Annotated in this window: 18 protein-coding genes; 8 read left to right on the forward strand and 10 right to left on the reverse strand. The window is 68.1% G+C overall.

What is annotated here, in order from left to right:
• Positions 1-16: 16 nt before the first annotated feature.
• A complete protein-coding gene (locus ACFVWG_RS01925) occupies positions 17-1,234 on the reverse strand; it encodes an MFS transporter (RefSeq protein WP_391541240.1) in 1,218 nt (405 codons plus the stop codon).
• A 54-nt stretch (positions 1,235-1,288) separates the two neighbouring features.
• The gene (locus ACFVWG_RS01930; RefSeq protein WP_391541241.1) at positions 1,289-2,248 is read right to left on the reverse strand and encodes a hypothetical protein; all 960 of its coding nucleotides are present in this window, start codon (positions 2,246-2,248) and stop codon (positions 1,289-1,291) included.
• Positions 2,249-2,391: 143 nt separating this feature from the next.
• On the opposite strand from ACFVWG_RS01930, the gene ACFVWG_RS01935 reads away from it, so the two are divergent.
• Together ACFVWG_RS01935 and ACFVWG_RS01940 are read left to right on the forward strand one after the other, a co-directional pair.
• A complete protein-coding gene (locus tag ACFVWG_RS01935) occupies positions 2,392-3,543 on the forward strand; it encodes an alpha-hydroxy-acid oxidizing protein (protein WP_391541242.1) in 1,152 nt (383 codons plus the stop codon).
• Positions 3,540-4,187: an HAD family hydrolase gene (locus tag ACFVWG_RS01940; RefSeq protein WP_391541243.1), complete on the forward strand. Its 648-nt coding sequence runs from the start codon at positions 3,540-3,542 to the stop codon at positions 4,185-4,187. Before ACFVWG_RS01935 ends, ACFVWG_RS01940 begins: the two co-directional genes overlap by 4 nt.
• 223 nt (positions 4,188-4,410) lie before the next feature.
• Here the strand turns inward: ACFVWG_RS01940 and ACFVWG_RS01945 are convergent, their stop codons facing one another.
• Positions 4,411-5,481, reverse strand: coding sequence for a 2-oxoacid:ferredoxin oxidoreductase subunit beta (locus tag ACFVWG_RS01945; protein WP_391541244.1), 1,071 nt, complete (start codon positions 5,479-5,481; stop codon positions 4,411-4,413).
• A complete protein-coding gene (locus ACFVWG_RS01950) occupies positions 5,478-7,445 on the reverse strand; it encodes a 2-oxoacid:acceptor oxidoreductase subunit alpha (RefSeq protein WP_391541245.1) in 1,968 nt (655 codons plus the stop codon). Before ACFVWG_RS01950 ends, ACFVWG_RS01945 begins: the two co-directional genes overlap by 4 nt.
• Positions 7,446-7,664: 219 nt before the next feature.
• Between ACFVWG_RS01950 and ACFVWG_RS01955 the strand changes: the two genes are divergently transcribed.
• The 3 genes from ACFVWG_RS01955 (at position 7,665) to ACFVWG_RS01965 (ending at position 9,324) form a co-directional block, all read left to right on the forward strand.
• Entirely contained in the window at positions 7,665-8,507 is an 843-nt protein-coding gene (locus ACFVWG_RS01955; protein ID WP_391541246.1) for a hypothetical protein, read from the forward strand.
• A gap of 10 nt (positions 8,508-8,517) precedes the next feature.
• On the forward strand, positions 8,518-8,874 hold the full coding sequence (locus ACFVWG_RS01960; RefSeq protein ID WP_391541247.1) for an NADH-quinone oxidoreductase subunit A: 357 nt from the start codon (positions 8,518-8,520) through the stop codon (positions 8,872-8,874).
• A gap of 243 nt (positions 8,875-9,117) precedes the next feature.
• Entirely contained in the window at positions 9,118-9,324 is a 207-nt protein-coding gene (locus tag ACFVWG_RS01965) for a hypothetical protein (RefSeq protein WP_391541248.1), read from the forward strand.
• A 248-nt stretch (positions 9,325-9,572) separates the two neighbouring features.
• Here the strand turns inward: ACFVWG_RS01965 and ACFVWG_RS01970 are convergent, their stop codons facing one another.
• The 6 genes from ACFVWG_RS01970 to ACFVWG_RS01995 all read right to left on the reverse strand — a co-directional run bounded on the left by ACFVWG_RS01970 (position 9,573) and on the right by ACFVWG_RS01995 (position 15,738).
• A complete protein-coding gene (locus tag ACFVWG_RS01970; RefSeq protein WP_391541249.1) occupies positions 9,573-12,491 on the reverse strand; it encodes an AAA family ATPase in 2,919 nt (972 codons plus the stop codon).
• A gap of 113 nt (positions 12,492-12,604) precedes the next feature.
• A complete protein-coding gene (locus ACFVWG_RS01975) occupies positions 12,605-12,763 on the reverse strand; it encodes a hypothetical protein (protein ID WP_391541250.1) in 159 nt (52 codons plus the stop codon).
• Positions 12,764-12,776: 13 nt separating this feature from the next.
• Positions 12,777-12,905 carry a hypothetical protein gene (locus ACFVWG_RS01980; protein ID WP_391541251.1) on the reverse strand — a complete coding sequence of 43 codons (129 nt, stop codon included), beginning with the start codon at positions 12,903-12,905 and terminating at the stop codon, positions 12,777-12,779.
• Between the two features lie 138 nt (positions 12,906-13,043).
• On the reverse strand, positions 13,044-13,202 hold the full coding sequence (locus ACFVWG_RS01985; protein WP_391541252.1) for a hypothetical protein: 159 nt from the start codon (positions 13,200-13,202) through the stop codon (positions 13,044-13,046).
• Positions 13,203-13,452: 250 nt separating this feature from the next.
• Complete coding sequence (locus ACFVWG_RS01990; RefSeq protein WP_391541253.1) at positions 13,453-14,295, reverse strand: GntR family transcriptional regulator; 843 nt, start codon at positions 14,293-14,295, stop codon at positions 13,453-13,455.
• A complete protein-coding gene (locus tag ACFVWG_RS01995) occupies positions 14,296-15,738 on the reverse strand; it encodes a purine-cytosine permease family protein (RefSeq protein ID WP_391541254.1) in 1,443 nt (480 codons plus the stop codon).
• An 89-nt stretch (positions 15,739-15,827) separates the two neighbouring features.
• Between ACFVWG_RS01995 and ACFVWG_RS02000 the strand changes: the two genes are divergently transcribed.
• The 3 genes from ACFVWG_RS02000 to ACFVWG_RS02010 are packed head-to-tail and all read left to right on the forward strand — an operon-like array spanning position 15,828 to position 18,071.
• Positions 15,828-16,706 carry an alpha/beta fold hydrolase gene (locus ACFVWG_RS02000; RefSeq protein WP_391541255.1) on the forward strand — a complete coding sequence of 293 codons (879 nt, stop codon included), beginning with the start codon at positions 15,828-15,830 and terminating at the stop codon, positions 16,704-16,706.
• A 4-nt stretch (positions 16,707-16,710) separates the two neighbouring features.
• Positions 16,711-17,271, forward strand: coding sequence for an NADH-quinone oxidoreductase subunit B (locus ACFVWG_RS02005; RefSeq protein ID WP_391541256.1), 561 nt, complete (start codon positions 16,711-16,713; stop codon positions 17,269-17,271).
• The gene (locus ACFVWG_RS02010; RefSeq protein WP_391541257.1) at positions 17,268-18,071 is read left to right on the forward strand and encodes an NADH-quinone oxidoreductase subunit C; all 804 of its coding nucleotides are present in this window, start codon (positions 17,268-17,270) and stop codon (positions 18,069-18,071) included. Before ACFVWG_RS02005 ends, ACFVWG_RS02010 begins: the two co-directional genes overlap by 4 nt.
• Positions 18,072-18,218 lie beyond the last annotated feature (147 nt).

The following is an 18,218-nucleotide window of genomic DNA, read 5'->3' on the forward strand; positions in this document are numbered from 1 at the left end:
ATACCCAGGGATCCCGTCAGGCAGTGACCTGAGTAACCCCTGATTTCGCCGTACGGCGGTCCATCAGGCCGGAGATGATCGCGAAGACCAGCCCGGCGACGGCCAAGGCGGCACCCACTCGGCTCGGCCATTCGTAGCCGTAACCGGCAGTCAGTACGACGCCGCCGAGCCACGCGCCGAGTGCGTTGGCGATGTTCAAGGTGGAGTGGTTGAGGGACGCGGCCAGCGACTGACCCTCGTGCGCGACGTCCATCAGCCGGGTCTGCAGGGCCGGGATCAGGATGCTCGCGGAGAAGCCCAGCGCGAACACCGCGATCAGGGCGGTCGGCTTGGTGTGCGCCATCCACCCGAACACGCCGAGGACGACGGTCACCGCGACCAAACCGCCGTACAGGCTGGGCATCAGCGCACGGTCGGCCAGCCGGCCGCCGACGAGGGTGCCGCAGGTCATGCCGACGCCGTACGTCGCGAGTACGAGCGTGATCGCGGTCGTGGAGAAACCGGCGAGTTCCGTCATCGTCGGGGTGATGTACGAGTACGTCGCGAACATGCCGCCGAACCCGACCATCCCGACGAGCAACGCCATCCAGACCTGCGGACGAGCCAGTGCGCTCAGCTCGCTGCGGACGTTGGTCTCACTGCCCACCGGCTGCGGCGTCACCCAGAACCAAACGGCCACCAGGGTCAGCAGACCTAGTCCGCCGACCGCGAGGAAGGGCGCTTGCCAACCGAGCTTCTGACCGAGGAGCGTCGTGAGTGGGACGCCGATGATGTTCGCGACGGGGAGTCCGACCATGATCATCGACACTGCCCAGGCCCGGCGATTGGTCGGCACCATCGAGGAGCCGACCACCGCGCCGATCCCGAAGAACGCGCCGTGCGGCAACCCGGTCAGGAAGCGCGCCGCCATCAGCATTTCGTAGCTGGAGGCAACGGCCGACAACACGTTGCCGAGGACAAACATCGCCATCAGCCCGAGCAGCAACCGCTTCCGCCCGGTCCGCGCTCCGAGGGCCGCGATCACCGGCGCCCCGACCACCACCCCGATCGCGTACGCCGAGATCACGTGCCCCGCGGTCGGAATCGAGATGCGCACCCCGTCCGCGATCTGCGGCAGCAGCCCCATCGTCACGAACTCGGTCGTCCCGATCGCGAATCCACCGGTCGCCAACGCGAACAGCGCCAGCCCCACATGCCTGGAGGTCCGCTCGTCAGCAGTCACAGCACTAGTCACACCTGAGTCTCCCAAACCCCACCCCGGTCGACCCACAAACTTCCCACTCGATTGTCAGCTATGGGTCTGGCGGGACTTGACGGCCGCCAGCGCGATCACGCCAACGGCGATGAGGGCGAAGACGGCGTTGCCGATCAGGTCGGCGGTTTTGGAGGCGGCGAAGATCGGGGACTCCGGGAAGGCGTGCCAGACGTAGGTGAGGAGCGCGCCGCCGGCCGCTGCCATTGAGTGCCGCTGCGTCCAGCCTGTGCGGCGGGACCAGGTCACGAGCAGGATCGCCCCCAGTACGTCGATCGCCAGCATCGCGGCCGCGTCGATCCAGGCGTTGTGGATGAGGTCGTTGGCCAGCATCCATGCCGAGCTCAGGACGAGCCCGCTAAGCCCCGCCAACCAGACCGCCGGGACCCCGCTGCGCACCTGCGCCTGCGCGCGGTTGCCTACCCAGGCCGCGAGGGCCACCAGTACGACGATCGCGACGGCGACCCCGGCGAACTGCGCCGGCGCGGCGACGAACGGGTCGTTGGAGATCGCGAAGGCGGTGGTCGCGACCACGCCGACGAGGACGAACAGAACGCCGTACACGCTGAGTCCGACCTTGCCGAGCCACGGTTCGCGGGGGCGGCGGGAGATGGACTCCATCAGCACGATCGGGACCGTGATACTCCAGACGGTGTGCAGGCCGAGGACGAAGACCGTCCAGGGTGTGCCCATGCCGAGTGCCGGGAGGTAGCCGGGGTCCAGGAGCCGCAGGTCGGCGTAGTTGGGGTTGAAGAGCGACATCGTGGTGACGCCCTCCTCGAGGACGCCGTACGCGAGGGCGAGCAGGACCATGCTCGGGTAGCCCCAGCCGCGGCGCCGGACGAGCTCGCGGATCAGGACGGCGCCGCCGCCGTACAGGGGAGCCAGCATGAGCAGGGCGTAGAGCGCGGTGATCGGGATGTTGCCCAGCACGAACTCGGCCACGAGCGGCGCCAGGAAGAAGAGTCCGAGGGCGGGGAGCGTTCGCTTCAGCATGTCTCCAGCCTGCTGCTTCGTGGGGTCCGACGTGGATGTGATCCGTCCCGATCCCGCGCTGACGGACGGCAGGATCTGGGGCTGACGGATGTCACGGGGCGCCGGTGCGTTGAGGTCCGGTGGTCGGCGTGAAAGCATCCGGCATGGCCAACTTCGGTGATTTTCAGCTGCAGATCTACCTGCAGGGGATGCTGCAAGGGACCACGCCGGAGATCACAACCGACCTGGCCCGGCTGGAGTCTCAGGCAGCCGCGACGCTGTCCGCCGAGGCGATGGGCTACATCGTGCCGAGCGCCGGCAACGGTTCCACCGCGCGCGCCAACCTGGCCGCCTTCGACCGCTGGCGGTTGGTACCGCGGATGCTGCGGGGGAGCGTCGAGCGCGACCTGAGCTGCACGATCCTCGGTACGGCGATGCCGGCGCCGGTGCTGATCGCGCCGATCGGCGTCCAGACGCTCGCGCATCCGGAGGGCGAGCTGGCAACTTCGCGGGCGGCCGACACACTCGGTCTGACGTACACGCACTCGACGCAGGCGAGTCACGCCATCGAGCAGATCGAGGCGAAGAGCAAGTGGTACCAGCTCTACTACCCGACCGACCGCGACGTCTGCCTCAGCTTGCTGCAACGCGCCAAGGCCAGCGGGTACGGCGTACTGGTGGTGACTCTTGATACCGGCACAATCGGTTGGCGGCCGGCGGATCTCGACCGCGGGTTCCTGCCGTTCCTGAAGGGTGAGGGCCTGGCGAACTACTTCAGCGACCCGGCCTTCCAGTCGAAGCTGGCCAAGCCGATCGCCGAGGACCCGGGTGCTGCGGTCATGCAATGGGCGCAGATGTTCCCGAACGTCGGGCTGAGCTGGGACGACCTCGGATTCCTCCGCGACAACTGGGACGGCCCGATCGTCCTGAAGGGCATCACCGCTGTCGAAGACGCGAAGCTGGCCGCGGAGCACGGCTTTGAAGGTCTCGTGGTCTCCAACCACGGTGGTCGTCAGGTCGACGGTGCCGTTGCCGCGCTGGATGCGCTGCCCACGATCGCGGATGCGGTTGGCGAGCAGATGACCGTGCTGTTCGATTCCGGCGTACGGACGGGCGCGGACGCGGCGAAGGCGCTCGCTTTGGGTGCGAAGGCAGTTCTCCTCGGTCGGCCGTTGATGTACGGCCTGGCGTTGGCTGGTCAGGCGGGTGTTGAACACGTGCTCCGCTGTTTCCTCGCTGAGCTCGATCTCACGCTGGCCTTGTCCGGTTACGCCAACCACCGCGAACTGAACCGCGACTCGGTCACCCGCGCATGAAAGCCGTCATCTTCGACCTCGACAACACCCTCTTCGACCACACCGGTTCCGCCGAGGCCGCCGTACGGGCTTGGCTCCCGTCGCTGGGTGCTGACCCCTCCGACGCCTTGGTGGCAGAGTGGTTCGCCATCGAGGACCGCGTCTACCCCCGCTGGCTGGCCGGCGAACTCACCCACCAGGGCCAACGCCGAGCCCGCCTTCACGAGTTCCTCCCGCTGGTCGATCATCCGGTGCCTGCTACCGAACCCGAGCAGGACGAGTTCTTCACCGGCTACCTGAACCTGTACAAGTCGCACTGGTCCGCCTACCCCGACGCCCGTCCCGCCCTGGAACTTGCCCAAGGCAACGGTTGGCGCATCGGCGTCCTCACCAACGGCAGCACCGTCCAGCAGAACGCCAAACTGGAAACCATCGGCCTAGCCGACCTGGTCGACGTTGTCTGCACCACCGAGTCCCTGGGCCTCAGCAAGCCAGACCCCCAGTCCTACCTGCAAACCTGCGCCCAACTCGGCGTAGACCCCGCCGAAACCCTCATGATCGGCGACAACCTAGCCCTCGACGTCACCGGCGCCCAAGCCGCCGGCCTCACCGCCCGCCACCTGAACCGCCCCGCCGGCGACACCCTCACCGACTTGCTCCACTGATGCCGGACCGCCAACACTCACCAACCTCCGCTTCAGGCGTGGCGCCACGCCTGAAGCGGTTCCTGATCGGCCGCGCACAAGGGTTACTGAGTGGGGGCGGTCCGCGACAGTTGGGTTGCGGGTGGGAGTAGCCATTTGGTGGGTGGGCCTACTGGCTTGCGGGTGGGCTAACCGCACGCGGTGGGCCCTCCCACAACGCGATGGGTCAGCCCACCAAATGGGGTTAGTTGACGGTCCAGGTGTCGGCGCCGGTGATGAGGGACTGGAGGTCGCCGGCGCCTTGGGCTTCGGTGGCGGTGGTGATCTGCTGGCGGACGAGGTCGTCGTAGGCCGGGCGGTCGACTGAGCGGAAGATGCCGATGGGGGCCTGGTGGAGGACGCCGGAGTCGGTGAGGCGGGAGAGGGCGAAGGCGTAGGCGGGGTCGGGGGTGTGGGCGTCGTGGATGACCAGGTCGGCCTCGCCTCCCGGCAAGTCGGCGATCTCGCGGACGGCGAGGGAGGCGAAGCCGTCACGGACGACGCCGAGGTGGCCGTCGGTGCCGAAGCGGATGGGGGCGCCGTGGACGAGCGGGATGATCGCGTCGTCGCGGGTCGCGGGGTCCTTGATGGCGTCGAAGGCGTTGTCGTTGAAGATCGGGCAGTTCTGGTAGATCTCGACGAACGACGTACCGCGGTGTTCGGCAGCCGCGCGAAGCACCGAGGTGAGGTGCTTGCGGTCGGAGTCGACCGTGCGAGCAACGAAGGTCGCCTCCGCGCCGAGCGCCAGCGAGACCGGGTTGAACGGCGTATCCACCGAACCCATCGGGGTGGACTTGGTGACCTTGCCGGGCTCGGAGGTCGGCGAGTACTGACCTTTCGTCAGACCGTAGATCCGGTTGTTGAAGAGCAGGATCTTCAGGTTCACGTTGCGCCGGAGCGTGTGGATCAGGTGGTTGCCACCGATCGACAGCGCGTCGCCGTCACCCGTCACGACCCAAACGCTCAGGTCCGGCCGAGCCGTCGCCAGGCCGGTCGCGATCGCCGGCGCGCGACCGTGGATCGAGTGCATCCCGTACGTCGACAAGTAGTACGGGAACCGTGATGAGCAGCCGATCCCCGAGACCATCGCGATGTTCTCGCGCTTGATCCCGAGCTCCGGCAAGAACCCCTGAAAAGCAGCCAGTACGGCGTAATCCCCGCAACCCGGGCACCAGCGGACCTCCTGGTCCGACACGTACTCCTTGCGGTTCTGCGGTGCGTCCGCGACCGGCACGCCCTTCAGCCCACCGGGGAGTCCGAGATCAACCGTGCTCATCGCACACCTTCCGTCTGCTCAAGCTGGTCGCGGTGGTCCGAGTTCGCCGCCGCGGCGGCCCCCAGGTGGCGGGCGTCGTCGTCGATGCCCTCGGTCTCCTCGACCAGGTTGCCGATCACCTCGGCGAGCTCGGCCGCTCCGAGCGGCATGCCGCGGACCTGTGCGTACGACACGACATCGATCAGGTACTTCGCCCGCAGCAGCATCGCCAGCTGACCCAGGTTCATCTCCGGGACCAGCACCTTGTCGTAGCTCCGCAGCACGTCCCCGAGGTTCGACGGGAACGGGTTGAGGTGCCGCAGATGCGCCTGCGCGATCTTGCCGCCGACGCGCCGCACCCGCCGCACACCGGCCCCGATCGGCCCGTACGTCGATCCCCAGCCGAGCACCAGCACCTTCGCCGTACCGTCCGGGTCGTCGACGTGCAGCGGCTCGATCGTCTGGGCGATCCCGTCGACCTTCGCCTGCCGGGTCCGGATCATCAGGTCGTGGTTGGCCGGGTCATACGAGATGTTGCCGGTCTTGTCTTCCTTCTCCAGTCCACCGATCCGGTGGTCGAGCCCCGCCGTACCGGGGATTGCCCACGCGCGCGCCAGCGTCTCCGGATCGCGCAGATAGGGCAGGTACGTCGGCTTGCCCTCGGCGGTGGTCCCGTTCGGCTCGGTGGTGAAGGCGGGATCGATGGTCGGCAGCGACTCGACCGACGGGATCAGCCACGGCTCGGAGCCGTTGGCCAGATAGCCGTCGGACAGGACGATCACCGGCGTCCGGTAGGTGACCGCGATCCGGGTCGCCTCGACGGCGATCGCGAAGCAGTCCGCGGGGGACTGGGCGGCGAGCACCGGCAGCGGCGCCTCGCCGTTCCGCCCGAACATCACCTGCAACAGATCGGCCTGCTCGGTCTTCGTCGGCATCCCGGTCGAGGGCCCGGCGCGCTGAATGTCGCAGACGACCAGCGGCAGCTCGAGCATCACGCCAAGCCCGATCGTCTCGGACTTCAACGAAATGCCCGGCCCGGACGACGTGGTCACCCCAAGCGCTCCGCCGAACGACGCACCAAGCGCAGCGCCGACACCGGCGATCTCGTCCTCGGCCTGAATCGTTGTCACGTTGAACCGCTTGAGCTTCGACAGCTCATGCAGTACGTCGGAGGCCGGGGTGATCGGATAAGCGCCCAGCACCATCGGCAGCCCGGCGCGCTCGGCGCCCGCCACCAGGCCGTACGCCAGCGCGAGGTTGCCCGAGATGTTCCGGTAGGTGCCGGTCGGCATCACCGCCGGCTTCACCTCGTACCGGACCGAGAACTCCTCGGCCGTCTCACCGAAGTTGAAGCCGGCCCGGAAGGCCGCGATGTTCGCGTCGCGGATGTCCGGCTTGCCGGCGAACTTGGTCTGCAGGAACGTGATCGTCGACTCGACCGGACGCTGGAACAGCCAGGAGACGAGCCCGAGCGCGTACATGTTCTTCGCCCGGGACGCGTCCTTGCGGGACAGCCCGAACTCCTTGACCGACTCGACCGTCATCCCGGTCAGGTTCAGCGCGACCACGTGGTACGCCTCGAGCTCGCCGTTCTCCAGCGGATTCTCGTCGTACCCGATCCGCTTCAGGTTCCTCGGCGTGAAGTCGGCGGTGTCGACGATCACCGTCGCGCCCCGCGGGACGTCCTTGAGGTTCGCCTTGAGCGCGGCCGGGTTCATCGCGATCAGGACGTCGGGCGCGTCGCCCGGCGTCAGGATGTCGTGGTCGGCGAAATGGAGCTGGAAGGAAGAGACGCCCGGCAGAGTTCCGGCTGGTGCCCGGATCTCGGCGGGGAAGTTGGGCAACGTCGACAGGTCATTGCCGAACGATGCGGTTTCCGCGGTGAACCGGTCCCCCGTGAGCTGCATCCCGTCACCGGAGTCACCGGCGAAGCGGATCACCACGCGGTCGAGCTGCTTGACCTCGATGGTCACTGTTCTCGTCATCTCCAAGTCTGCGCTTGGGCCGGCTGTCCCCTCATGAGTTCCAGCCGCGTCCCCCCAGGGCAGGGCGGTAACCCCAATATTAGTTCGCTTTCCGCACGGAACCACGGGCCGGACCCGCCGGTCCACAGCCTGGGACGCGGTGTTAACAGGCCGGTACGTCGCTACCCTCAGCAGCCGCGCGGTTGCGGAGACGGAGCACCACCAGGCACTGTGTCTTCCATGCTTCGTCCCCTGGTCACCGGAACCGCCGCGTGCCTGCTGCTCGCACTCACCGCCTGCACAGCTCCGGCTGCGCCTTCCAGCGGCGAGCTGAGCCTGTCCGGCACCGACAAATCAGCCAGTACGACGTCCGCCGTGCTTCCCGCCGCCGCGGACGCACCGACTCGGGGCGCGAAGATCACCGGGATCAAGACCACCAACGCGACCAGTGGACAGATCACCGTGACCGGCACGGTGACGCCGGCCCCGGCACAAGGGACCCGGATCCGGCTGCACCAGTGGATCCCGACCACGAAGAAATGGCAGGAGATCGGGTACGGCCTGTCGTCCGGGACCGCGGTGACGATCAAGGTCACCCAGCCGGGATCGGTTCGCGATTACCGCCTCAACGTGTACGCCCAGGCGCCGTACCCGGCGGCGACGTCGAAGCCGATCACCTTCCAGCACTTCGTCTGGCGCGGGCTGTTCAAGCGTGGCGTGCTGGCCTCGGGCGGGAAGGCGAACCCGCAGTTCACCGTCATCCCGCCGAACGAAGGCCCGCGCCGCTCCGAGGCCGACCTGCTCGCCGACAAGGGCGGGTTCGTCTGGGGCGAGGTCGACTCGACCGGCTGCCGTGCCTTCAAGTCCTGGCTCGGCAACCTGACCGACGGTACGGCGCGCCTCTCGATCCACAACGGCCCGCGGGCGAAGGCGATCGCCTCGGTCCGGCAACTGCAGGAGACCGAGGGCAACCTCGCGGCCAAGATCGACGGCGTCACCCGGCTCCGGCTGCAGGCCACCGACATCAAGTCCGGCTACGGCCCCTACATCTCGGTCGACTCCTACCTGCTCTGCACGAACTAAGCTTCGGCCTGTGTCGGAGAGCTATGGCGTTGTCGCCGCGATCGTCGTCCTGGGTCTGCTGGGGCTGATCGGTGCGTTCGCGCTGAACAAATCCCTGACCGTCACGTACCCGACGGCCGGCAAGCTCACGACGTACGAGTCCGGTGTCGACCCGGTCGGCGAGGGCTGGGCGCAGGTCCACATCAGGTACTACCTGTTCGCCTATCTGTACGTCATCTTCGCCGTCGACGCGGTCTACCTGTTCCCCTGGGCGACCGTCTTCGCGAAGCTCGGCGTCGCCACGCTGATCGAGATGTTCGTCTTCCTCGCCTTCGTCGCGGTCGGGCTGCTCTACGCCTACCGCAAGGGCGTTCTCCGCTGGACCTGAACCGTTTTCGGTCGCGCTCCGTATTCGTTGTACGGTACGTCTCGTTTCGGTAGAGGTGACAGAAAGTCACCCTTCGATGCCATCTCTGTCGTTGCTTGATCACCGTATGTATTTGCATCAGGCAACGATTGGGACATGATCGCGATGCTCGTTACGGAATGCGTCCACACTGTCGCCAAACCGGTTGTTTCGTGGTTATCGTGACTACGCCGGGGTACCACACAGGTAGAGGGTGGTGAGGCGATGATTTGGCAACTGTGGGTGGCGATCGGCATCGTCGCGGCCGCCCTGCTGCTGTTCGCTGTGACCCGGATGCGGCACGCGCAGCACGTTTTCGACGACATCACGCAGGTCGAGCGTCCGGCCGCCGCCGTGCACGTCGACGAGCTGGAGCACCGCCGGTCCCATCGGTCCGCGCACGAGTCCGCCCGGCATCGGAAGCACGGCTGACCCCAGAGTCCGGAATGTCCCGGTCCCCACACCGGGCTCCGCCCAGCACCGCTCATGATCGACGGCCCGCACAGCGCCGATCGTGAGCGGTGCACTCTGTGTCGTAGGTCAATCGTTCGACGAAGCAACAGTCCGTGCTGGATCAGTCGCTTGTTGAAGGCAACTGTCTGTCGTGGGTCAGCCGCTTGCTCCGCAACGTCCGAAGCAACGCAGTACGTGGTCGGCGTGTTTTCGGACGCTAGAAGGGCTCAGTCGAGCAAGCCGTCTCGCCGCGCCACCGCGGCGGCTTCGGTGCGGGAGCGGACGCCGAGCTTGCCGAGGATGTTCGACACGTGCACGCTGACCGTCTTCTCGCTGATGTAGAGCTCGCGAGCCAGTTGCCGGTTCGTCCGGCCTTCGGCCAGCAGCTTCAGCACCTCGGTCTCCCGAGCGGTCAGCGCACCACCGCCGAGCCCTGGCCCTTCGGCGCCACCGAGCTCGTCGAGCAACGGCTTGGCTCCGAGCTGCCGCGCCGTCTCCGCCGCCAGCGTGACCTGCTCGTTCGCCTCGGCGACCCGACCGGCCGCCCGCAAGGCGTCGGACAGTCGCGCCCGCGACCATGCCTGCTCATGGACATTCCCGTACCCGAAGGACTCCATCGTCCGCTGCCACACCGCGACATGCTCCTCGGGTGACGGCGGATCGATCCCGGTGAGCCAGCGCAGTCGCTCCCACTCGGCCTCGAGCCGCGACAGCCAGGACAGACCTTCGACGCCCATCAGCCGCCCCGGCGGCAAGCCCTTCTCGGCGGTCGCATGACCGGTCGCGACCAGCTCGGCGCCCTGCTCGACGAGGTCCTTGGCCGCGGACGGCTCCCCGACCGCGCGGTGACAGAGCAACTGCAGCCCGAGCGTCGAGAAGCGGACCCGGCCGGTAAACCACTCGGTTTGGAAGATGTCTTCGCACAGGGTCGTAACATCCGCGATCAGCTTCTGCGCCTCGGGGATCCGGTCCAGCCGCCGGTACGCGTCGACCGCGGGCTGCAGCCCGATGATCGGCGTCATGATGTCGAGCTCCCACCACTTCCGCAACATCTCGAGCTCCTCAGCCACGGCGTCGTCTCCACGACCACTGCGCACGTTGAACTCGACCGCGCGCAACGCGGCCGACGACGCCATCGGCGTACCGGCATCGACGCGGGTGGTGACCGTCGACGCGTCCCACTCGCCGAGGATGAACTGCACCAGCCCGAGCATCCGCCGGGCATCGAACCCGTACGCCGCCCACTGCCGCCCGAGCTCACCCGCCCGCTGACAGGTGGAGGCGAAGGTGGCCTTCGCGGCCTGCAGATCGCCTTCCTCGTACTGGATCGAGCCGAGCAGGAACCGGCTGCGCACCTCGGCTGCGGCATCACCCGTCAGCTGAGCCCGTACGGCGGCCTCCTCCATCTGCCGGGTGGCAGTCGCCGGATCACCGGCCCGGCGACGGAGCTGCGCGAGCGTGATCCCGGCGTCGCCCGCGGCCGACTCCTCGCCGGCCTCCCGGGCGATCTCGAGCGCCTTGTGCGCCCAGCGCTCGGCCTCCATCGAACGACCCAGGCCGGCGGACACCCGTGCGTACAGCGTGGCGATCTGGGCCTTGAAGACCGTCGACGGCTCGTCCGCGACCAGCTTGAGCGCCTGCGTGGCCGCCTCGTTGGCCTCCTGGTCCTGGTCGATCACCAACGCGATGTCGGCCAGCGGCAGCAACAACTGAGCACGCTGGATCTTGGGTGCGTCGGAGGGCAGATCGGCGAGCGCCTTGCGGAGCAGCTTGAGTGCACGCAGGTGCTGCGACGACAGCGTGGCCGCCATCGCGGTTTCGGCGATCAGCCAGGTCTTGTCGATCGTGTTGTCCGGAGCCGCATTCGGCAACAGCTCCAGCGCCATCTCGTAGTGCTTCAACGCCTCCTGCGGCGCGGCGACCGAGATCGCCTCCTCGCCGGCCCGGACACGAGCTTCGAATGCGGTCGCCAGATCATGCGAGCGGGTGGCATGCCCCGCCAGCTCAGCCGCCGTACCCGCGACGGTCTGGTCCTTGAGCGCCTGCACATACGCCGCGTGCTGGCGAACTCGCTCACCCGGCAGCAGATCGTCGTACACGGCCTCGGCCAGCAGGGCATGGCGGAAGTAGTAGCTCGCATTGCCCGGTACGTCGATGATGTGCGCGTCGATGAGCTCACGCAACGCGAGGTCGAGCTGACTGTCCGGAAGCCCGGCAACGGTGGTCAGCAGCGTGTGCGGAACCCGGCGCCCGGCGACGGCGATCACCCGCGCGACCTGACGCGCCTCGTCGGACAGTGGGTCGAGCCGAACGAGCAGCAGATCGGCCAGATCAGGCGGTACGGCGGCTGAGTCGCCCATCGAGGATGCGGCCACCAGCTCCTCGGTGAAGAACGCATTGCCACCGGCGCGGTCGAGAATCCGCCGTACGTCGCTCTCCGGCAGCGGCTCGGTGAGCAGCGAGTCGAGCAGTGAGCGGGACTCGGTGGCGTCGAGCGGGAGCAGGTTGACCCGGCGGACGCGCGGGTTGCGCGACCACTCGGCGATCGGGCGACGGAGCGGGTGCCGGCGGTGCAGGTCGTCGCTGCGGTACGAGACCACGAGCGTGAGGCGCTGGGCGGTCAGCCGGGTGATCAGGAAACCGATCAGGTCCCGGGTGGAGTCGTCGGCCCAGTGGGCGTCCTCGACGATCACCAGCTGGGGTTCGCTGGTCGACAGCGCGGTGAAGGCGCCGAGGACGGCGTCGAACAGCGCGGCCCGATCGAGCGGCCCGTCCTGTGGGGTGGGCTGGGCGCCGATCAGGCGGTGGGTCGGGAGCAGGCGGCCGATCGCCGGGAAGTTGGTGAGCACGCTCTCGACCAGATCCGGCCGGTCACCGGCCAGGCGGCCGAAGATCTCCGAGAACGGCAGGTAGGGCAGGCCGGCGTCGCCGAAGTCGGTGCAGTGCCCGACGAGGACGCCGAAGCCCCGCTCGTGCGCACCGGTGGCCACCTCGTCCAGCAGCCGGGTCTTGCCGACGCCCGCGTCACCGGACAGCAGAACTGCACCGGCGCGACGCGTTTTGGCGTCGTCGACGGCGCTGAGCAGGGCGGCCATTTCGGTCGAACGGCCGACGAGAGGTGTCGAGGTCCAGGGCACGTCGTCCATCTTCGCCCCTGGAGCCGACACAAATCGACGGCATTCCGTCCGATGAGCGCCACCGGCAACAAGAAAGCCGTCCCTGACCTGGACAATCGGGTCAGGGACGGCCACCACGGCGCTCATGCGGCCGTGGTGAAGGACCGGCGGGCGTGCCGCGGGGCGGCGGCCTTGGCGGCCTCCTCCGGGCGCGTCCGGCGGGTGAACCTGCGGAACTCACGCTTGGTGCGCTCCTGGCGGTAGGCAGTCTCTGCCTGAACGATCTGCGGTGTGATGAACATGGTGTACCTCCCTTCAGGCTTTCCGGCCGAACAAGTGGGTGAGGGTCCGGCGAGCTCCGGTGCTGCGGTGCTGCCGGTAGTCACGGGTGAGGCGCTCCCTGCGGTAGGCGACCTCGGCCTTGACCGTTTCGTTCGTGTACATCGCGTTCTCCTTTGTCGTGCCGGCTTCCTGCCGACATCAGTAACTCTGGTCTTCTGAGGTAGCTCCGCACATCGGAACTCCTCCCTATCCGGACTCCCTAGGAGCTCCTAGGGAGTCCGGACACTGCCTAGGGAGAGGTCACATCGCTGGGCGGGCGCGGAGTTCAGGGGCGCAGGGCTCAGGGCGCTGCGTCTTCGGTTTGCGCTGGAACCAGAGCGGGCGCTGGTACGAGCGCCGGAGCTTCTCCTGGCGGTACCGGGCCTCGGCCTGGATTGCTTCTGGCGTGTAGAAGGACATGACCAGAGAGTGCTCGTCTGAGGAGGCGGGCCACATCGGCACAACTCCCTATCCCACGCCCCGCCGTCTCATCCACACCCTTACGACCGCCCTAGGGATGCCCCGCCCGCGTCTCGTACGACCCCGCGGCGTCTCCATTTGGTGGGTCAGCCCATCGGGTTGTGGGTGGGCCCATGGCATGCGGTTGGCTCTGCCACAACGCGGTGGGTCAGCCCATCAAATGGGGATTCAGTGGGGCCGGCCTGCGTGGTTAGGGGGTGCCGTAGTCGAGGGTTAGCTCGAAGTAGGTGGGGTCGAGGAGGCACTCTGCGTGTTCGGCGAAGCGGTCGTCGGCGGTCCAGCTGGTGCGCTCGGTGTGCAGGAACCAGGAGCCGGTACGACGCTTGAGCAGCTTGGCCTCGGTTGGGTCGAGTGCACGGCCGCGGAGGCGTTGGCGGCAGTGGTCCGGGTGGAGGCCGGCGCGGGTCAGGGTGAGGGCGATCGAGTCGTTCACGAGGCCGCGTTTCGGCAGGTCGCGCAGGCTGTCCAAGGCCGGGACCCAGCTGCGTTCCCAGGCGATCGGTTTGGTGCCTGCTACCTGCAATCGCTCGATCACGATCAGCTGCATTGACCGCCACGCTCCGCGCGGCGGGTCCTGGGGCTTTGACCCCCGTCCTTCCCTCGTCACTCCAGGCGCTTCGCTCCCTCCGCTCCTCAGTCCAGGCCGGAGGCCCCAGGCCCGGTCAGTTAGGTCTGATCGGTGCGAGGTGTGTTCGTGGGCGATGCGGAGGGTGCGGAGCTCGACCTCGAGGTCCGGGTCGGCGGGGGTGTGGGTCCAGCCGAGGCGGCCGTCGAGGGGACGGCCGTCGAAGGTGACGAACGAGCCTTTGCCGGAGCGGGTGGTGATCAGGCCGTCCTCGATCAGCTGGGACAGGGCCGCGCGGACGGTGTTGCGGCTGACCGCGAAACGGCGGGCGAGTTCGACCTCACCGGGCAGGCGGGCGCCACGTCGTACCAGCCCGGCTTTGATCTCTCTGGTGAGAACAGCCGCGACGCGTTCGTGCTTGAGGCCATCTGTTCGGGGCGGTGGGGCGGGGGAGGCATTGGATGGCATCTAAGCGACGGCCTCCTGGCGACGGACGGCGCTGGCACCGGCGAATCGTTGGACGACGAAGCCGAGGACCAGGGCGACGAGAACGCCGAGGTTGGCGTAGGCCCAGGCGCCCTCCTTGCCGCCGATGGGGCCGAGAAGGTAGCCCTGCCAGCTCAGCCAGGACGCGTACGTGTTGACGACCAGGCCCCAACCGATGCCGGTGGCAACGATCATGGTGAGGACCGGCAGCCAGCGGATGTCGCCGTACCGGCCGATCCGGTCGTAGAGATCGCGCTCGGCGTAGTCGCGGCGGCGGGTGGCGATGTCGGCCAGCATGATCCCGCACCAGGCCGCGATCGGGACGCCGAGCGTGATCAGGAAGCCCTGGAACTGACCGAAGAACTCGGTGCCGAAGAACACCACGTAGATGGTCCCGGCGATCATCACCACGCCGTCGATGAGGGCGGCGACGTACCGCGGGGCCGGCAGGCCGATCGAGAGCAGGGCGAGGCCGGACGAGTAGATGTCGAGTACGGCGCCGCCGACCAGGCCGAGGACGGCGACGATCACGAACGGAACCAGGAACCAGGTCGGCAATGCGGCGGCCAGGGCACCGATCGGGTCGGCACCGATCGCCTTGCTGAGGTCTGCGGAGGAACCGGCCAGAAGCAGACCGAACAGCAGCAGTACGACGGGTGCCACTGAACCACCGAAGGTCGTCCAGCCGACCACGCCCTTGCTCGACGAGCCGCGCGGCAGGTAGCGCGAGTAGTCGGCGGCCGCGTTCACCCAGCCGAGGCCGAAGCCGGTCATCACGAAGACGAGGGCACCGATCAGTTGCTGGGTCGAACCGTGCGGGAGGTGCGAGACGGTGCTCCAGTGGATCTTGTCCGCAACCAGAGCGATGTAGACGACTGTGAGGACGCCGGTGACCACGGTGATGATCGTCTGGGCGCGCATGATCAGGTCGAAGCCGAGTACGCCGCAGGTGACGATCAGTACGCCGACCACGAGCAGCGCGATCACCTTCGTCACGGCGCCGCCGCCCCAGCCGAGGCGCTCGAACACGGTCGCCGTGGCGAGGGTCGCGAGGATGGTCAGCACGGTCTCCCAGCCGACCGTCAGTACCCAGGAGACGAGTGACGGAAGTTTGTTGCCCCGGACCCCGAAGGCCGCGCGGCTGAGCACCAGCGTCGGGGCCGAACCGCGTTTGCCGGCCAGGGCGATCAGCCCGCAGAGCAGGAACGAGAACGCGATCCCGATCGCGCCGGCCACGACGGCCTGCCAGAACGAGATGCCGAACCCGAGCGCGAAGGCGCCGTAACTGAGCCCGAGCACCGACACGTTCGCCCCGAACCACGGCCAGAACAGCTGGCTCGGCCGGCCCTTCCGGTCGGCGTCGGCGATCACGTTCAGCCCGTTGCTCTCGACCGCGAACCCGCGGGACTCCACCTGCTCGGACACTTGGCCTCCACCCGCTCTATGACTGACCGCGCTCCGCGCGAGGGAACCTGTTCAGTCCTGTTCAATCACGGTAGATCAGAATGGGGCGTATGCGAAGCGCTGCGGTGGACGGATTCGAACTCGAGTACGACCGGTCCGGCGAAGGCCCGGCGGTGGTGCTGCTGCACGGCTGGCCGGGGGACCGGACCGATTACCGGGTGCTCGCACCGATCCTGGTCGAGCGCGGGTTCGAGGTCGTCGTACCGGATCTGCGCGGGTTCGGCGGGTCGTACGTCGCCGGCATCGATCCGACAGTTGTCGACTCACCGGTCGCTGTTGATCCGACCCAGTACGGCGCTGCCGGGCAGGCGCGGAGTGTGATTGGGCTGATCGAGGAGCTTGGACTCGACCGGCCAGTGCTTGCCGGGTACGACGTGGGCAGCCGCGTCGCGCAGGCGATTGCCCGGAGCAACCCGGAGTTGATCGACGGACTGGTGGTTGCGCCGCCGCTGCCGGGAATTGGGAAGCGGGTGTTCTCCGAGCAGGCGCAGCGGGAGTTCTGGTACCAGTCGTTCCACCGGCTGCCCCTGATCGAGGAGCTGATCGACGGCAAGCCGGATGCGGTCCGGTCGTACCTGAACCACTTCTGGCAGCACTGGTCCGGGCCGGGCTATGTCCCCGAGCTGGATCACCTGGTCGAGGTGTACTCGGTCCCGGGTGCGTTCACCGCCTCGCTCAACTGGTACCGCGGTGGTGCCGGGGCGGTCGCCGTGTCCGCGGCCGAGACGGCACCGGCGTCGTACGAGCGGATCAATGTGCCGACGGTCGTGTTGTGGCCGGAGTTCGACCCGCTGTTCCCGCGGGCGTGGTCCGACCGGCTCGACGACTTCTTCAGCGACGTCCGGCTCCGGACGGTCGACGGGGTCGGACACTACGCGCCGCTGGAGTACCCGGAAATCCTCGCGGAGGAGATCGCCGGACTAGGGTAGGTCCATGTCCCAGACCGACCTGCCGTTGCCGGCCGTGCGCCCGGCCGTTGGTGCGCTGGCCAAGCTCGCGCCCACGCCGGTCCGGTACCTGCTGAACTGGGGCCGGAAGTACTCCCTGTGGGTGTTCAACTTCGGCCTCGCCTGCTGCGCGATCGAGTTCATCGCGGCCTCGATGGGACGGCACGACTTCATCCGGCTCGGCGTCATCCCGTTCGCGCCCGGCCCGCGGCAGGCCGACCTGATGGTCGTCTCCGGCACCGTCACCGACAAGATGGCGCCGGCCATCAAGCGGCTCTACGACCAGATGCCCGAGCCGAAGTACGTGATCTCGTTCGGCTCCTGCTCGAACTCCGGCGGCCCGTACTGGGACTCGTACTGCGTGACCAAGGGCGTCGACCAGATCATCCCGGTCGACGTCTACGTCCCCGGCTGCCCGCCGCGCCCGGAGGCGCTGCTGCAGGGCATCCTCAAGCTGCAGGAGAAGATCGCCGGCGAGAAGCTGGCCGACCGGTACGACGAACCCTCGGCCGCCGCCCTCACCCGCGAGCTGGTGCTGCCGGAATGAGTGCTGGTGCTGGATCGAGTGATGGCCTCGACGCGCTGATCGCCGCCGGGATCGAGGCGATCGCCGCGGACAGCTTCGGTCCCACGGCAATCGACGTACCGGCTGCTGCTTGGGCCGCTGCGCACGAGGTGCTGCGGGACGGGGTCGGGTTCACATTCTTCGACTTCCTGTCGGCGTCGGATGAGCTCACCGACGGCTTCCGGGTCGTGACGCACCTGGCTGACTTCTGGGGCGGTGCCCACGTCGACCACGTGCTGGTCCGCACGCTGATCCCGCGCGACAAGCCGCAGCTCCCTACTCTGTCCGACCTGTACGCCGGGGCGAACTGGCACGAGCGCGAGACGTTCGAGATGTTCGGCATCACGTTCGACGATCATCCGAACCTCGTCCCGCTGCTGCTCCCGGACGGCTTCGAAGGCAACCCGCTCCGCAAGGAGTTCATCCTCGCCGCTCGGGTAGCGAAGCCCTGGCCCGGCGCGAAGGAGCCAGGCGAGTCCGACGCCGCCGGCGCCCCGAGCCGTCGTCGCACCCTCCCGCCCGGCGTCCCCGATGCGGAGTCGTGGGGTCCCCGCCCACCAGGCTCCCCGGACCCAGACCCACTCGCTCCCGCCCAAGCCGCCGCAGCACCAGCCCGACCACGCCGAGGCGCCCCGGGCGAACGCCGTACCAGAAAACAAGCCGAGCCCGCGCCGGCAGCTCAAGCCGAGCCCACGCCCGTCGTACCGGCTGAACCCGCGCCACTGCCCGCTGAACCGACCCCACCCACTGATCCCGCGGCACCCGAGGATCCGTCCGCCTGAGGTTCGCCCGCGCCACAACTAGTGGCAGGAGACCGCTTGTCGGAGCCGGAGACCCGAAGCAACAGGTCTCCGGGCATCAGTTCCTGTCTCGTGCCTTCAGTGGTGGCGCGGGCCGAGTTGATGACCCTGTGGAGGGCTGAGGATCTT

Source organism: Kribbella sp. NPDC058245 (genome assembly GCF_042882005.1).
In the GTDB taxonomy this organism is placed as follows: domain Bacteria; phylum Actinomycetota; class Actinomycetes; order Propionibacteriales; family Kribbellaceae; genus Kribbella.

Excerpts from the sequence above, each read along its gene's own strand:
- ACFVWG_RS02010 (WP_391541257.1), top strand. The coding sequence starts at position 17,268 with ATGAGTGCTGGTGCTGGATCGAGTGATGGCCTCGACGCGCTGATCGCC.
- ACFVWG_RS01975 (WP_391541250.1), bottom strand. The coding sequence starts at position 12,763 with ATGTTCATCACACCGCAGATCGTTCAGGCAGAGACTGCCTACCGCCAG.
- ACFVWG_RS01935 (WP_391541242.1), top strand. The coding sequence starts at position 2,392 with ATGGCCAACTTCGGTGATTTTCAGCTGCAGATCTACCTGCAGGGGATG.
- ACFVWG_RS01965 (WP_391541248.1), top strand. The coding sequence starts at position 9,118 with ATGATTTGGCAACTGTGGGTGGCGATCGGCATCGTCGCGGCCGCCCTG.
- ACFVWG_RS01990 (WP_391541253.1), bottom strand. The coding sequence starts at position 14,295 with ATGCCATCCAATGCCTCCCCCGCCCCACCGCCCCGAACAGATGGCCTC.
- ACFVWG_RS01970 (WP_391541249.1), bottom strand. The coding sequence starts at position 12,491 with ATGGACGACGTGCCCTGGACCTCGACACCTCTCGTCGGCCGTTCGACC.
- ACFVWG_RS02005 (WP_391541256.1), top strand. The coding sequence starts at position 16,711 with ATGTCCCAGACCGACCTGCCGTTGCCGGCCGTGCGCCCGGCCGTTGGT.
- ACFVWG_RS01985 (WP_391541252.1), bottom strand. The coding sequence starts at position 13,202 with ATGTCCTTCTACACGCCAGAAGCAATCCAGGCCGAGGCCCGGTACCGC.
- ACFVWG_RS01980 (WP_391541251.1), bottom strand. The coding sequence starts at position 12,905 with ATGTACACGAACGAAACGGTCAAGGCCGAGGTCGCCTACCGCAGGGAG.
- ACFVWG_RS01945 (WP_391541244.1), bottom strand. The coding sequence starts at position 5,481 with ATGAGCACGGTTGATCTCGGACTCCCCGGTGGGCTGAAGGGCGTGCCG.
- ACFVWG_RS01930 (WP_391541241.1), bottom strand. The coding sequence starts at position 2,248 with ATGCTGAAGCGAACGCTCCCCGCCCTCGGACTCTTCTTCCTGGCGCCG.
- ACFVWG_RS02000 (WP_391541255.1), top strand. The coding sequence starts at position 15,828 with ATGCGAAGCGCTGCGGTGGACGGATTCGAACTCGAGTACGACCGGTCC.
- ACFVWG_RS01940 (WP_391541243.1), top strand. The coding sequence starts at position 3,540 with ATGAAAGCCGTCATCTTCGACCTCGACAACACCCTCTTCGACCACACC.
- ACFVWG_RS01950 (WP_391541245.1), bottom strand. The coding sequence starts at position 7,445 with ATGACGAGAACAGTGACCATCGAGGTCAAGCAGCTCGACCGCGTGGTG.
- ACFVWG_RS01955 (WP_391541246.1), top strand. The coding sequence starts at position 7,665 with ATGCTTCGTCCCCTGGTCACCGGAACCGCCGCGTGCCTGCTGCTCGCA.